This window comes from Aeromonas sp. L_1B5_3 (genome assembly GCF_963866575.1).
Lineage (GTDB): Bacteria > Pseudomonadota > Gammaproteobacteria > Enterobacterales > Aeromonadaceae > Aeromonas > Aeromonas jandaei.
In genome coordinates this window covers 87,695-101,269 of the sequence record NZ_CAWMDN010000024.1, presented here as the reverse complement: position 1 = coordinate 101,269, position 13,575 = coordinate 87,695, and the positions used below count along the sequence as shown (strand labels likewise).

Here is a 13,575-nt window from a genome sequence, read left to right as displayed (position 1 = left end):
TTCGATCAATGGATTTATTGTCACCATGACAATCTGGACACCGGATCTCTCCGCCTTCGATGGCCCCCTCTACCTCAGACTGGCCAGCGCCATCGAGCAAGCCATTGTGGATGGCTCGCTGCCCGCCCAAACCCGTCTGCCCACCCACAGGGCGCTGGCGGACAAGCTGGGGGTCACGGTGGGTACAGTCACCCGCGCCTACAGCGAGGCGGAGCGGCGCGGGCTGGTCGCCGCCCGGGTCGGCCACGGCACCTGGGTTAAAGGAGCGAACACGGATCCCGCCAATCAGTGGGTGATCCGCACCGAGGAGGGGCCGCGCATCGAGTTGTGGCAAAACCTGCCGGTGCAGCTCGATCGGGCCGCCTTAATCCGCCCGCTGCTGGAAAACCTGAGTCAGGGGGATCTCAACCAGCTGCTTGGCTATGGCAAGGAGGCGGGCCAGCCGGATCAGCGCCAGCGCTTTATCGAGTGGCTGACAAGGCAGGGTATTGCGGCGCAAGAGGAGCGGCTGCTGTTCAGCCACGGCGCCCAGCACGGCATCATGCTGGCCATGCTGGCAACCGGCTGTGTCGGCGAGAGTCTGATGTGCGAGGGGCTCAGCTATCCGGGCATGCTGGGCAATGCCCGCCAGTTGAAGAATCAGGTCATCGGTCTTGCCATGGATGAGGAGGGGCTACTGCCCGATGCGCTGGATGCGGCCTGCCGCAGCCGGCGTGCCAGAGTGCTCTACCTCACCCCTACCCTGCAAAACCCCACCACCGCCATCATGTCGCTGGAACGGCGCGAGGCCATCGTCGCCGTTGCCCGCCGGCACGACCTGCTGATCATCGAGGATGACGTCAACGGTCTGCTGCCGGAGCCCCATCAGGTGCCGCTGGTCAATCTGGCGCCGGAGCGGGTCATCTACCTCGGCAGTCTGGCCAAGATCGCCTGCGGCGGCATGCGGGTCGGCTTCGTGCTGGCGCCTGACCACCTCAAGCAGGGCTTCGCCCAGGCGATGCGCCTCTCCAGCTGGATGGTGAGCCCCCTGCTGGTCGAGCTGGCCTGCCAGCTGGTGAGCCAGCCGGGGATCGACCAGTTGATCCGCGAGCAGCGGCAAACTCTGGCACGTCGTGGCGAGCTGCTGCACCACCTGCTTCCCGGCGCCCGCTGGCAGCCGGGCAGCATGCACGCCTGGTTGCCGCTGCCCGAGCCGTGGCGCAGTCAGGAGTTCGCCGCCGCAGCCGATGCCCTTGACGTCGGGGTGGCGAGCGGGGAACACTTCGCCGCCGGCCAGTTTGCCGCCCCGCAGGGGGTACGCCTGAGCCTGAGCCAGCCCGCCACCGATGCCCGCGTAGCCGAAGGGCTGGAGCGGCTGGCCCAGCTGCTGCGGGGCACGCCCCCCAGCAATCCCCTGCTATAGTCTGCCCTGCCAACCACAATGACCCGTCAAGGAGATGCCATGCCCCGCTTCAGAGCCACCCTGCTCGCCTCAACCCTGCTGCTGGGCGGGTGCGCCTCGCCAGCCCATCAACAGCTGGGGGTGGTCATCACGGGTCTGGAGGGGGAGCTGCAACGGCTGGAGGAGGAGTTGGCGGCCATGAACGGCCTCAACTATCAGAAGGCGATCGACGCGCCGCTCAGCTTGCGCCGCTATCTGAAAGCGCCATCCCCCACGCCGGAGGGACTGGTGCCGCTTCGCAGCCAGCTGCAGGATGGGCCGCAGCTCAGCTATGACTACCGGTTGCCAGCGGGGATGAGCACCCTGCCGCTGGATAATCCCTGTCAGCGCTACGAATTCGAGCTGCGCCACCTTGGCCACCTCGGGCAGCTCGAACTAAGCTGGCAAGGTGCCGGGGGAGAGGGGGAACGCATGATCAGGCAGACCGAGTGCAGCTTCCCGGCCAAGACCAGCGAGATGTGATAACTGCTCATCATGCCCCATCCCGCCCTCTGCTGACTACTGTCAACTTTTCATCCGCCCAAAACTGGGCCTATCTATCCCTTGGCTCTACCATGATCCATTCAAGGATTGGTAAAAAGGGAGTGTTGTATGGCGATATTGCTGCTTGATGAGGATCCTCTGCTGCGCAGCGCCATCATCCGGCAACTGACCGAACAGGGTGTGCTGGCCGAACATATTCACTACCACAACCACCCGGAACATGGGCACAACGGCCTGCTTGCCCTGCTCCAGCAACAACCTTTTGATGCCATCATCTGCCAGCAGGACAAGCAGCAGGGGCTTGAAGGGGCCCGCCTGCTCCACGAGGCGCACTACCTCGGCCTGCTGCAACCCGGTTGCGTCCTGCTGCTGCTCGATGCCGACGCCAGCGAGCAGGAGTTTCTCCCCTCGGATCTCTACTTCTCCCTCTATCTGCCGCTCCCCTTTATGACTGGTCAGCTCGACGAGGTGCTGCGCCAGCTGGTGCACCTGAGCTCACTCACCCCCTCCCTCAGCGCCCCCATCGCCCTGCGGGAGTGGCAGATCGCTACCGCCACCTGTGAAGACCTGCTGTTCCAGCCGGAACATCGGGAGCTCAACCCCTGGCTGGATCGACTCAAGGGGTATCTGCTGCTGCAATCCGACGATCAGATGGCAGCCGCCCAGCACTACGCCCTCTGCGCCAACGAATACCGCACCAACTGGCCCCGAGCCGGCCTCTTTTACGGCCTGCTCGGGCTGGGAAAACTGCAGAGCGCTCTCACCGATCTGCAGCGCCATCAGGATACCTTGCTGCTGGCCACCAAGCGGGAGCTGACGCTGGCCAGCCAGCTCCATCAACATCAGTGGCAAACCGCCTGGGGCACGCTGCAGGAGCTGCAAAAAATCCGCCCCCACCAGCCACGCTGGCACCAGCTGGCAATGCTGCTGGGATTGATCTTGCAGGATGAGGATAAGGTGCTGGAGCAGGTCCACAGCCTCAATCTGCGCTATTTCGGTGAGCTGCATCCCCGCCAGTCGCTGGAGAGCTTCATGCTGAGCGCGGCGCTGGCGGTACTGTGGCAGAGCCCGTCAGCCAACCGGATCCGCTCCCTGCTGCAGGAGTGGGTTCACCTCAAGCGCACCGTGACTCTGCAGGCGCACGAGTACGAGCTGCTGCAGGCGCTGAAACTGGGGCTGGAGTACCGCTTCGACGAGGCGTTGATCCTCATCTCGCACCATCAGCCGGATCAGGCAAGCACCAGTCATGTCACCCTGTTGCTCGGTTTTGCCGTCAGCCAGTTCTGCGGGCTGCCGCACCATGCGAGCCGCTACCTCACCCAGCTATCCGAATATCGCATCCGGGTCGCCCCCCATCCCCTCACCCGCCAGCTCTTTCACCATCTGGTGAGCGAGCTGGGAGTGCGCCTGACGGCCCGTGAACAGCGTCTCACCGAGCTGCGCCAGACCCGCCACCGGGCGATGCACCTTGGCGACCACCAGCTGGCACTGCAGGCGGGATTGCAACTGCAGGAGGAGTTTCCCGCCCTGCCCGGCGATGCCTGGCAACTGCTGGAGCTGCTGCAGCACAGCTGGCCCGCTGGCATGGCGGCGCCCAAGGTGGCGCTGGTGGTAGACCGGCTGGAGCGGCGCCTGCGCCATAGCCCCGCCTTTCTGGAGCAGCACGGGGAGCAGTATCGCCAGACTCTGAGCGAGATCCGCAGCCACCTGCAACCCAAGCTCTCCGGCAGCATGCCTGCGAGCAATGCCGGCAAGCCGCCGGCGTCATAAAGCCCAAGCGACCAGTGAGCCTCAACGAGAGAGGGGAGCCATGGCTCCCCTCTCTTATTCCGGTTATCACTTCCCGTTCGGCCCCGGGCGGGCGGGGCGATTCAGAGCCCGTCCGGCGTCAGCGCAACCCGCAGAAAATCCTTCCAGCTGATGATGCCGACCAGAGCCCCGTTTTCCAGCACCGGCAGGCAGGAGACATTCTTCTCCAGCATCAGCTGCACGCCCTCGCGCACGGTGAGTTGGGGGGCGATGGTGACGGGGTGGCGGCTCATGATCTGATGCGCACGTTTGGTGAGAGTTTCGGTATCGCGGGTCATCTCGGCCTCGGAGTCGAGATAGGGGCTGATGGCGCGAAACAGGTCGCGGTCGGAGATGACCCCCACCAGCTCCCCCTCCTCCAGCACCAGCAGATGGCGAAAGTGGGCCTGCTCGAAGATATCCTTGATGACGCTGAGCCGATCATCCATCGACACGGTGGCGACCCGGGTCGTCATAATATCCCTGATAAGCATGCTAACCTCCCGTAACCAAACTGGTTTCTCTGTTATGGCATGTTTTTGTCATACCAGCCATAGCGAGCCGCGCGCCAAAGTGCAAATCTGCGCCTTTTCACGTAAGATCCGCGCCAGTTTTTCTCCTCCATTTTTGAGCAAGCAGATCCCACCCATGATAGTTGCCAGTCAAATCGAACTGATCCGCGGCGGCCGCAAGCTGCTGGACAACGCCTCCGCCACCATTCACCCGGGCCACAAGGTGGGTCTGGTGGGCAAAAACGGCTGTGGCAAGTCCACCTTTTTTGCACTGGTACGGGGGGAGCTGGCCATCGACAGCGGCAGCTTCAGCCTGCCCGCCGGCTGGCAGATTGCGGGCGTGGCGCAGGAGACCCCGGCGCTCGACTGCTCCGCTCTCGACTACGTGATCGACGGCGACAAGGAGTTCCGCGCGCTGGAGGCCGAGCTCGCCCAAGCCGAGCAGGATGACAACGGCCTGCTGGTGGCCGAGCTGCACAGCAAGCTCGACACCATCGGCGCCTACAGCATCCGCGCCCGCGCCGCCGAGCTGCTGCACGGCCTCGGCTTTGCCGACGAGCAGCTCAGCTCGCCGGTACGCAGCTTCTCCGGTGGCTGGCGCATGCGCCTCAACCTCGCCCAGGCGCTGCTCTGCCGCTCTGATCTGCTGCTGCTCGATGAACCGACCAACCACCTGGATCTCGACGCCGTCATCTGGCTGGAGAAGTGGCTCAAGGGCTATCAGGGCACGCTGGTGCTGATCTCTCACGACCGCGATTTCCTCGATTCGGTCATCAGCCGCATCATTCATATCGAGAACGGCAAGCTCAACGAATACACCGGCGGCTACTCCGACTTCGAACTGCAACGCGCCGAACATCTGGCCCAGCAGCAGTCGATGTACGAGAAGCAGCAGCGCGAGATGGCCCACATGCAATCCTATGTGGACCGCTTCCGCTACAAGGCCTCCAAGGCCCGTCAGGCCCAGAGCCGCCTGAAAGCCATGGAGCGGATGGAGAAGATCCTGCCCGCCCACGCCGACTCCGAGTTCAGCTTCGAGTTTCGCGAGCCCTCGGCCCTGCCGACCCCGCTCATCGCCATGGAGAACCTCTCTGCCGGTTACGGCGACAAGGTGATCCTGGAGAAGATCAAACTCAATCTGGTACCGGGTTCGCGCATCGGTCTGCTCGGTCGCAACGGCGCCGGTAAATCGACCTTTATCAAGATGCTGGCGGGCTCCAACCCGCCGCTCTCCGGCAAGCTGGAAGTGAGCGCCGGGGTGAGCATCGGTTACTTTGCCCAGCATCAGCTGGAGACCCTGCGTCTCGACGACACCCCGCTCGATCATCTGGTGCGCCTCGCGCCGGACAAGACCGAGCAGGAGCTGCGCAACTATCTGGGCAGCTTTGGCTTTCACGGTGACAAGGCGCTGGACAAGGTGGCCCCCTTCTCCGGCGGTGAAAAGGCGCGGCTGGTGCTGGCGCTGATCACCTGGCAAAAGCCGAACCTCTTGCTGCTCGATGAACCGACCAACCACCTGGATCTGGAGATGCGCCACGCCCTGACCATGGCGCTGCAAGGCTTCGAAGGGGCCATGGTGGTGGTATCACACGATCGCCACCTGCTGCGCACCACCACCGACGACTTCTATCTGGTACACGGTGGCCGGGTCGAGCCGTTCGACGGCGATCTCGACGACTACCACAAGTGGCTTGGCGAGCAGGAGAAAGAGGCCAACGCCAAACCGGCCGATGGCCCCGTCTCCGCCAACTCGGCGGTAGCGCGCAAGGATCAGAAGCGGCGCGAGGCGGAGTTCCGCCAGCAGACCCGTCCGCTGCGCCAGAAGCTCGAAAAGCTCGAAGCGAGCATGGAGAAGCTGCAGGGCAAGCTGGCCGACATCGAGAGCCAGCTGGCCGATCCGGCCATCTACGAGGAGAGCGCCAAGCAGAAGCTCTCCGAGCTGCTCAAGTCCCAGGGCCCCATCAAGGAGGAGCTGGAGAACGTCGAGATGGAGTGGATGAGCCTCTCCGAAGAGCTGGAAACCATGGAGCAGGAATTCCTTGCGTGACGAAATGCTGATGGCCCCGGAGCGGGTCGCTGCCGATGAACTCCCCTCCCCGCGCGGCTTCTGGCAGTGGAGCGGCGAGGTGTACGGCGCCCGCAGTCATGACTGGCTCACCGTGCAGGAGCTGGGGGGCAACGTCAATCTGGCCCTGCTGCTGCATCGCCTCGATCAGCTCGGGATCCCGGTCGACCTGCTCGATCTGCAGCCCGCCCTGCTGCAAACCGAAGCCGTGCTGACCCCCTGGCGCGCCCTGCGCAAAAACGCCAAGGGGCGGCTCGGTGAATCCGAATATCAGGCCATGCTGGCCCACGAGCTGGAGCTGGAACGGCTCCAGCAGGGGGTGCTGCTGCAAACCCTGCGCAGCCTCACCCTGGTGCGCGGCAAGAGCCAGAATCTGTTGAACTATCTATCGCTACTGGGGGCCACGCAGGGCCCCCTCAGAGACCTAATATGCTGAGTTATCGCCACGCCTTTCACGCCGGCAACCACGCCGACGTGCTGAAACACACCGTTCAGGCCCTGATCATCGAATCCCTCAAGAAGAAGGAGAAACCCTTCATCGTGCTGGACACCCATGCCGGCGGCGGTCTCTACGACCTGCGCGGCGAGTGGTCGCAGAAGAAGGCGGAGTATGCCGACGGCATCGGCCGGCTGTGGGACGAGCACGGCCAGTGGCCCGCCATGGCCCCCTATTTCGCCGTTATCGACGAGATGAATAGCGATGGCCAGCTCCACTACTACCCCGGCTCACCGGAGCTGTCGCGCCGCCTCACCCGCGAGCAGGACAAGCTGGCGCTGATGGAGCTGCACAACAACGAAGTGGAAGATCTGCGCGCCAATATGGGTTACGACCCGCGCGTTGCCGTCCACCATAGGGACGGCTTCGAGGGACTGGTCGCCCTGCTGCCCCCCACCCCGCGCCGCGGGCTGGTGCTGATCGACCCGCCCTATGAGCTCAAAGAAGATTATTTCGCCGTGGTCGATACCCTTAAAAAAGCGCAGAAGCGCTGGGCCACCGGCATCTACGCCCTCTGGTACCCCATTCTGGGGGAAGAGGCGGACAAATCCCGCGACATGCTGCGTGCCATCAAGCGTGAAAACTTCGGCAACGTGCTGGTGGCCGAGCTGGAAGTGGCCGGTCAGACCAAGGATTGGGGCATGAACGGCTCAGGCATGCTGATCATCAGCCCGCCCTGGATGCTGGACGAGCAGATTGAAGCTTTCCTCAAACCGCTGTGTGCCAAGCTGGCGCAGGGCGCCGGCGCCCAGTACAAGGTCGAGTGGCTCAACAAGGTCGAAGAGTAAGCCCGCACCAACCCGCTCCGGTGCCCAGTCAAGGCGCCAGCGAGACGATCAGCCAAGCCGCTCACCGTGGCGGCATGGCCTACAAAGAGAAGCCCCGTTCAGGGGCTTCTTGTTTTTTACCCGCCAGCGCTTTTCCCCACCGACACGGCTACCCGCCAACACTTTTTATCCAGCAACACAGTGGCAGCACTTTCCACTCGCTGCGCCAACCGGTCGCGATTTATTAATTGCTTGATCTGGCTCAGAAAATCCCCGCATCGCCCTTTCCCTTGGCCAAGGGGCCGGTACTATAGCCAATTGGCAACACGAGCCTCGTCGGAGTCACCCCAAGAGCCATGCCAGCCACACCACGTTGGTTAAAAGCAGCAGACTGGAGGCTGTAATTCAGGGGCGGTAGCCATGCCGGATGGAATGGATAAGCGAACGTTGCCCACGACTGCCCAGTCAACATGGTGACAGCCTTATGCTGATTTCTGACCCGCTCACGCAGGCGTGCTTTGGCGGCGCTTGCCAAGAGTGCGCTGAGCACTGATTTTTCACACAGTAGTAACGGTGGCGCAAAAAGAGGAAGTCAAGCGAATACGCTCAGCATAAGAAGCAAACGGGTAACATTATGATTTAATGATTTTTTTACTTGGCGGCAGTGAAAATGTTACGGAGTTATATGGAATGCTCTGCTAACGGATTAATGCCGCCTTCCATCTAATCACAGTAAGGTCTAGCATGCATTACTGGAACAAGGCCAACTTCAAGGGCCTGAAAGAAATAGCCGAAGCATTGTGTCACAAGAGTGGCTATGAGGGCTACGCGCGCTACTGCCTCTTAAGAGAAAAAGGACTCAAGAAGGAGGCGCTTGTTGAATTGCGGTCGTTTATAGATCAGTCACGCATTCTTCCTGTTGATGAGCAGCGGGCTATGGCTAGCGAATTGGCTGAAATGCATTTCTATAACCGAGATATACATCAGTTCTTTCCGCAGCCAGCCGCAGCCTATGTCGGTGATGTACTTCAGAAGTGGTGTGATGAGAGCCCGAGATCCCCGGAGCCATATCGGTGGAGTGGTGTAGTTTGCGGCAACTCGGAGCTATTTGAGCGTGCTCTACGGGAAGATCCTGAGGATGAAATCTCGTTAAGCCGTCTTGTCCTGCAGGAATTGCAGAGCGTGGACTTTGCAACTCATCACCTTTCTGAGTCGGTATTTCTTGGCCCAGAGTCGGAAGCGGATGAGGCTTTGGCTAAGGCTGTGGCATACGCCATTCGGCTGCCGGTAAATGAGTTAAAGACCAGGCACATGGAAGAGATAGCGTATTACCGCAGCTTGCTGAGTGCTTGGCGTGAGTATCGGGGCGGCAGCAGGCAAAAGCCTTTCCCAGAATGGAGTGCCGAGCATGGGCATAAGTTTTCTTTCGGGTCTGTCGTCTACTACGGTGGGGGCCAGACCTAACAAGTCAATGCAGCCGACGCCGTGCCGGCGCGGCTGATTTCCAACGTTATAAAAATTGAAACATCGGAGCCCGTAGGTTCGAATAGCGCAGCGTATTCGGACAATCGCGAATATCCCCGCCAATACATCACCAAGGTTCGGAAGATCCCCTTTCGGGGCTTGTATCAGTCACCCTGATGCAACCCAAGGCTCGTCGGTGCCACTATAAGCTGGATTTATGGGTTTTCCGATAATGCCCCAACTTTTGCTTATAGTGGCTGTGGCCAGCCTGAAAGAGGTTACTTACCGGCCGCAGCCCGTAGACTCGAAAAGTCGCGAATAAAGCAATCACAATAGATATTCTGATAGCCCCCTGACTTACCCTCCACCAACGACAAAAGGGCTAATAATAGGCCATAAAGCACCTATGACAATTGAATCTATCGAAACTGAACTACTCAATGAACTGAGGGCAATAGATGATTACCTCAACAAAGACAGAGTAATATATAACGAAGTGCGCGGAGCCATAAATATAATAAAAAACAAAAACAAGTTTCATTACCATAAAATAAAACACAAGCTATTTATGGACTTCAGAATGATTGATGACCACCAAATAGATGACCCGCAACTTGATTTTCATCTGGATAGAGCTTATAAGCTTGCAGCATTCTTAGAAGATGTAATCATTTAATCCAACTTATCTTTCCAAAACTTATACGATACAACAGTCACCCCGACAATTAATGCTTTGGAATAGTTTCATGCAAAATAACCCATTTAGAATCCCGACAGATGATGAAATAGCTATTGCAGAGAGAAAACTAGGCATCACATTTCACAATGACTATCGATGCTTTTTAAAATCTGGTAGTGATGTCGCAAACGCAATTTTTGAAGCAGCAGTTATTCTGCCCGGCGCAGGCCGCCTTGATATTTTTGAAATGGCTAGAATAGCTTGGGAAATCATAGGTGTACCGAGGGATTTATTGCCTTTCATTGAAGATAATGGTGACTATTTCTGCATATCAAAAACAGGAGAAGTCATCTATTGGTCTCATAATGGAAGCTCTAATGAAAAATGGCCGAACATGTCTGCATGGCACAATCAAGTTTGTATAAATCTTGAGTGACCAAAAATGCTCGCAACCACCATCTCGATAGCAGAATTTACTGACACGGAGGCGGTTCTGTCATTCACTGATTAAGCCCGTAGGTTCGAATAGCAAAGCGTATTCGGACAATCGCGAATACCCCGCATCACATAAGCAGGGATCGGAAGATCCCCTTACGGGGTTGATATCGACCACCTTGGGGCAAACCAAGGCGCACCGATACCACTATAAGCTGGATTTATGGGTTTTCCGATAATGACCCAACTTTTGCTTATAGTGGCTAGCGCCAACCTGAAAGCGCCTACTTACCGGCCGCTGGGCGCTTGTCATATACTCTTCCGCTCCTACGACACGCCGGGGAGGCGTTGATATGCAGTCACAGACTCACACTTTTATCGTCAATGGCAGCGCGCAGCCCTGCCTGCAGGCGGGCAGCGGCGAACCGCTGCTGCTGATCCATGGCGCGCTGGCCAACCACACCCTCTGGCTCGAACATATCGAGCAGCTCTCGCAGCACTACACCGTCTATGCCCCCACCCTGCGCCACTTTGGCGAGGCGGGTAGAGAGGGGCCGTTTGGCCTTGAGACCCATGCCGGTGATCTGCTTGCCCTGCTGGAACAGTTGCCGTGCGGGCCAGTGCATCTGGCGGGCTGGTCATACGGGGCGGATGTCGCCCTGACCGCCGCCCTGATGGCGCCCGAGCGGTTTCGCTCCCTCTGTCTGGTGGAGCCGGGTTGCCCCGGCGCCCTCGATGAGCAGGGTCTTGCCGCCTTTATGGCCGATGCCGGCGCCATGTTCGGCCCGCTGTTTGCACAGGTGCAGGAGGGCAAGTTGCCACAGGCGGTCGCCAGTTTGATCGATGGCTCGGGTGGCCGCGGCGGCTATTTTGCCAGCCAGCCCGTCAAGTGGCAGCAGGCGCAGCTGGCCGAGGCCGCCAGCCTGCCCAAGCAGTTGAGCCAGAGCGAGCGCCCCGACTGGTCGCCAGCACGTCTTGCCACCCTGACCCTGCCCGCCTGCGTGATGCTGGGAGCGGCGACCCGCCCGCTGTTCGCGCTGGTCGGCGAGGCCCTTGCCGCGCAGCTGCCGCACTGCCAGCTCAAGCGGATCGAGGGGGCCAACCACCTCTACCCCATCGAGCAACCCGCCGCCTTTGCCAATACCTTGCAGGAGTGGCTGACCAGCCAATCCGCCGCCCGCTAGGTCGCCACCGGGAGGGGATGCGAGCGCACTTGGCTCTCGTATCTCCCCGGCAAAGGCGAACCTCTTCACACTTGTCACATCTGGTTACCATTGCGTGACAGTAATGCTTGTAAGCCGACAACTACATCCGTTATCAATAGCCGCTCGATGACTTCCTGAAACTCCGGATTGGCTATGTTCGCTCGCTTTCTGCTGTCGGGTCTGGCGCTGCTCGCGCTCCTGGCACTGCTGCTCAAATCCCTGCTGCTGTTCTGGTCGCCCGCCAGCTTTGCGGTGCTGACCACCACTCAACAACTTGAGGCGCTGTTGTGGGGCTTTCGCTTCGATCTGGCGGCGGCGGCCCTGCTGTGGGCGCCGGTTGCCCTGCTCTGCTGGCTGGCGGTGCGGCTCGGGCTGCGTCGCCTCTCCTGGCTCTGGTGGTGGGTTCCGGCCATGGTGCTGGCTGGGTTGCAGGTGGCCGACCTGATGTATTTCGCCAATTCGGGGCGCCATATTGGCTATGAGCTGGGGGAGGTGACCCGCGAGGCGGGCAGTCTGCTCACCACCGCCCTCAAGCAGTACCCGTTGCTGATGGTCGCAACCCTGGCCGGTGCGATGGCCAGCGCCCTGCTGTGCCGCCGCCAGCTGCGCCTGCCGGCGCGCATGACGCTGGCGAAGACCGAACTGCCACTGCTGCTCACCTTTGCCATCGCGGTGCTCTGCGTGCGCGGCTCCCTGACCGATCTGCCGATGAAGCCGGATCGCGCCTACGCCATCGGCAATCCCCAGCAGGCGCTGCTCGCCCTCAACCCCGTCTACGCCATGCTGGTCAGCAGCAGCTCCGCCGACGAGACCGGCGGCGGCACGCCGCTCTATCAGCAGCTGCCGCCACCCGCGGCGCAGCAGCTGGCGACGCTGGCCCAGCTCGATGGCCACGCCCCCTACCAACCGCCGCAGCGCAAGATGAACGTCATTCTGATGCTGTTGGAGAGCTGGCCTGCCGAGCTGATGCAGAGTTACAACCCGGCTGCGCCCAATGTCACTCCCCATCTGGATGCGCTGCACCGCGAGGGGCTGCGCACCGATGGTCTGATCGCCGGCGGCCGTCGCACGGTGGAGGGGGTCTTTACCGCGCTCTGCTCCTATCAAAATCCGCTGGAGGCGGGCATCCCCAATACGCCGCTGCAGGATCAGCACTACGAGTGCCTGCCCAAACTGTTGAGCGACGCCGGCTGGAGCACGGCGGTCTTTCAGGGGATGCACAAGGGGGAGACCGGGCAGCTGGCCCAGCTGCTGGGGACGCAGGCCTCTTACGGCAAGCTGGAGATGCCCGCCGCCGAGGTGGAGCAGAACAGCTGGGGCTATCAGGACCCGGATCTCTACCGCTTTATCCTGAGCAAGGCGCGCGCGGAGTCGCGCCCCTTCTTCTACATGGTGAACAACACTACCACTCACGATGACCAGCTGCCGCCGGGCGAGCCCTGGCTGTTTGGCGACCAGAGCAGCAACGAGCGGCAGATGAGCGTGCTGCACTATGCCGACAAGGCGCTCGGCCGCTTTATCGAGGAGTACCAGCAGGCCGACCTTGGCCCCACCCTGTTCGTCATCACCGCCGATCACACTGCCGGCGAGCGCAGCGGCCATATGGGGCGGTACTGGATCCCCTTCCTGATGTTTGCCACCGATGGCTCCATCGCCCCGCGCCATCAGCCGGGCATCGGCGCCCAGCAGGATATCGCCCCCACCATTCTCGACCTGCTGGGGGGCAAGGCGCCCTGGTTTACCGGCCACTCCCTGCTAAGCGAAGCGCCGCGCGGGGGCATCTATGCCGCCAGCGGCACCATAGGGCGGGTCTACGGCGAGCGGATCGTCGAGTACCCGATGCGCGAGCCGGACAAGCTCACCTGCTTTAACTGGAAGGTGGATCTGCAACTGCACCAGCCGCAGCCTTGCGACGACACGGCGGCCCGCGAGCGGGACTTCAGCTGGGCCACCACCTGGTATCAGCAGAACCTGCTGTTTGACGGCAAGTCGCGCGCCTATGGCCAGCTCGCGCCAACCAGCCTGCTTGCACCCCAGCTGGCCGAGCAGAGCGCTCCAGCTACCGCAACGACTGCGGGAGTTGAACCCCGCAGCAAGGCTGACCACGCCAAGAGCTGAGCACATCCCAAGCAAAAAGCCCGCTTCATGCGGGCTTCTTTGTATCTGTTGCCAGTCTGGCCGTTATTGACCCTGGCTAGCTGCGCTGCCAACTTCTGCCACGCTGGCAACGCCGACGAAAA

12 protein-coding genes are annotated in these 13,575 nt (G+C 61.0%); 11 read left to right on the top strand and 1 reads right to left on the bottom strand.

Annotated features, from left to right (window positions below; all coding sequences use genetic code 11):
- Window positions 1-25: 25 nt before the first annotated feature.
- The 3 genes from AACR93_RS02650 to AACR93_RS02640 all read left to right on the top strand — a co-directional run bounded on the left by AACR93_RS02650 (window position 26) and on the right by AACR93_RS02640 (window position 3,694).
- Window positions 26-1,402 (top strand): aminotransferase-like domain-containing protein, encoded by a 1,377-nt coding sequence (locus AACR93_RS02650; protein WP_043849950.1) that lies wholly within the window; start codon window positions 26-28, stop codon window positions 1,400-1,402.
- 39 nt (window positions 1,403-1,441) lie between these two features.
- On the top strand, window positions 1,442-1,903 hold the full coding sequence (locus AACR93_RS02645) for a hypothetical protein (RefSeq protein ID WP_043849949.1): 462 nt from the start codon (window positions 1,442-1,444) through the stop codon (window positions 1,901-1,903).
- 129 nt (window positions 1,904-2,032) lie between these two features.
- Window positions 2,033-3,694 carry a hypothetical protein gene (locus tag AACR93_RS02640; protein WP_043849948.1) on the top strand — a complete coding sequence of 554 codons (1,662 nt, stop codon included), beginning with the start codon at window positions 2,033-2,035 and terminating at the stop codon, window positions 3,692-3,694.
- 101 nt (window positions 3,695-3,795) lie between these two features.
- On the opposite strand, the gene AACR93_RS02635 is transcribed toward AACR93_RS02640, so the two are convergent.
- Window positions 3,796-4,206, bottom strand: coding sequence for a CBS domain-containing protein (locus AACR93_RS02635; RefSeq protein ID WP_033113757.1), 411 nt, complete (start codon window positions 4,204-4,206; stop codon window positions 3,796-3,798).
- Window positions 4,207-4,360: 154 nt separating this feature from the next.
- Here AACR93_RS02635 and AACR93_RS02630 point away from each other — a divergent pair, with 154 nt between their 5' ends.
- From AACR93_RS02630 to AACR93_RS02595, 8 genes are all read left to right on the top strand, one after another.
- Window positions 4,361-6,271, top strand: coding sequence for an ABC transporter ATP-binding protein (locus AACR93_RS02630; protein ID WP_043849947.1), 1,911 nt, complete (start codon window positions 4,361-4,363; stop codon window positions 6,269-6,271).
- On the top strand, window positions 6,264-6,725 hold the full coding sequence (locus tag AACR93_RS02625) for a DUF2390 domain-containing protein (protein ID WP_043849946.1): 462 nt from the start codon (window positions 6,264-6,266) through the stop codon (window positions 6,723-6,725). The genes AACR93_RS02630 and AACR93_RS02625 overlap by 8 nt, the downstream gene beginning before the upstream one ends.
- Complete coding sequence (locus tag AACR93_RS02620; RefSeq protein WP_043849945.1) at window positions 6,719-7,573, top strand: 23S rRNA (adenine(2030)-N(6))-methyltransferase RlmJ; 855 nt, start codon at window positions 6,719-6,721, stop codon at window positions 7,571-7,573. The genes AACR93_RS02625 and AACR93_RS02620 overlap by 7 nt, the downstream gene beginning before the upstream one ends.
- Before the next feature lie 723 nt (window positions 7,574-8,296).
- The gene (locus tag AACR93_RS02615; RefSeq protein WP_043849944.1) at window positions 8,297-9,016 is read left to right on the top strand and encodes a hypothetical protein; all 720 of its coding nucleotides are present in this window, start codon (window positions 8,297-8,299) and stop codon (window positions 9,014-9,016) included.
- Between the two features lie 406 nt (window positions 9,017-9,422).
- Entirely contained in the window at window positions 9,423-9,692 is a 270-nt protein-coding gene (locus AACR93_RS02610) for a hypothetical protein (RefSeq protein WP_043849943.1), read from the top strand.
- Between the two features lie 70 nt (window positions 9,693-9,762).
- A complete protein-coding gene (locus tag AACR93_RS02605; protein WP_082044055.1) occupies window positions 9,763-10,131 on the top strand; it encodes an SMI1/KNR4 family protein in 369 nt (122 codons plus the stop codon).
- Between the two features lie 352 nt (window positions 10,132-10,483).
- On the top strand, window positions 10,484-11,314 hold the full coding sequence (locus AACR93_RS02600; protein WP_043849942.1) for an alpha/beta fold hydrolase: 831 nt from the start codon (window positions 10,484-10,486) through the stop codon (window positions 11,312-11,314).
- 174 nt (window positions 11,315-11,488) lie between these two features.
- Window positions 11,489-13,453, top strand: a complete 1,965-nt coding sequence (locus tag AACR93_RS02595; protein WP_043849941.1) for an LTA synthase family protein — start codon at window positions 11,489-11,491, stop codon at window positions 13,451-13,453.
- The last annotated feature ends 122 nt before the right edge of the window (window positions 13,454-13,575 follow it).

What these genes read in the sequence shown, in the direction of transcription:
- AACR93_RS02645 (WP_043849949.1), top strand. Translation starts at nt 1,442, where the DNA reads ATGCCCCGCTTCAGAGCCACCCTGCTCGCCTCAACCCTGCTGCTGGGC.
- AACR93_RS02620 (WP_043849945.1), top strand. Translation starts at nt 6,719, where the DNA reads ATGCTGAGTTATCGCCACGCCTTTCACGCCGGCAACCACGCCGACGTG.
- AACR93_RS02610 (WP_043849943.1), top strand. Translation starts at nt 9,423, where the DNA reads ATGACAATTGAATCTATCGAAACTGAACTACTCAATGAACTGAGGGCA.
- AACR93_RS02650 (WP_043849950.1), top strand. Translation starts at nt 26, where the DNA reads ATGACAATCTGGACACCGGATCTCTCCGCCTTCGATGGCCCCCTCTAC.
- AACR93_RS02630 (WP_043849947.1), top strand. Translation starts at nt 4,361, where the DNA reads ATGATAGTTGCCAGTCAAATCGAACTGATCCGCGGCGGCCGCAAGCTG.
- AACR93_RS02635 (WP_033113757.1), bottom strand. Translation starts at nt 4,206, where the DNA reads ATGCTTATCAGGGATATTATGACGACCCGGGTCGCCACCGTGTCGATG.
- AACR93_RS02600 (WP_043849942.1), top strand. Translation starts at nt 10,484, where the DNA reads ATGCAGTCACAGACTCACACTTTTATCGTCAATGGCAGCGCGCAGCCC.
- AACR93_RS02605 (WP_082044055.1), top strand. Translation starts at nt 9,763, where the DNA reads ATGCAAAATAACCCATTTAGAATCCCGACAGATGATGAAATAGCTATT.
- AACR93_RS02595 (WP_043849941.1), top strand. Translation starts at nt 11,489, where the DNA reads ATGTTCGCTCGCTTTCTGCTGTCGGGTCTGGCGCTGCTCGCGCTCCTG.
- AACR93_RS02640 (WP_043849948.1), top strand. Translation starts at nt 2,033, where the DNA reads ATGGCGATATTGCTGCTTGATGAGGATCCTCTGCTGCGCAGCGCCATC.
- AACR93_RS02615 (WP_043849944.1), top strand. Translation starts at nt 8,297, where the DNA reads ATGCATTACTGGAACAAGGCCAACTTCAAGGGCCTGAAAGAAATAGCC.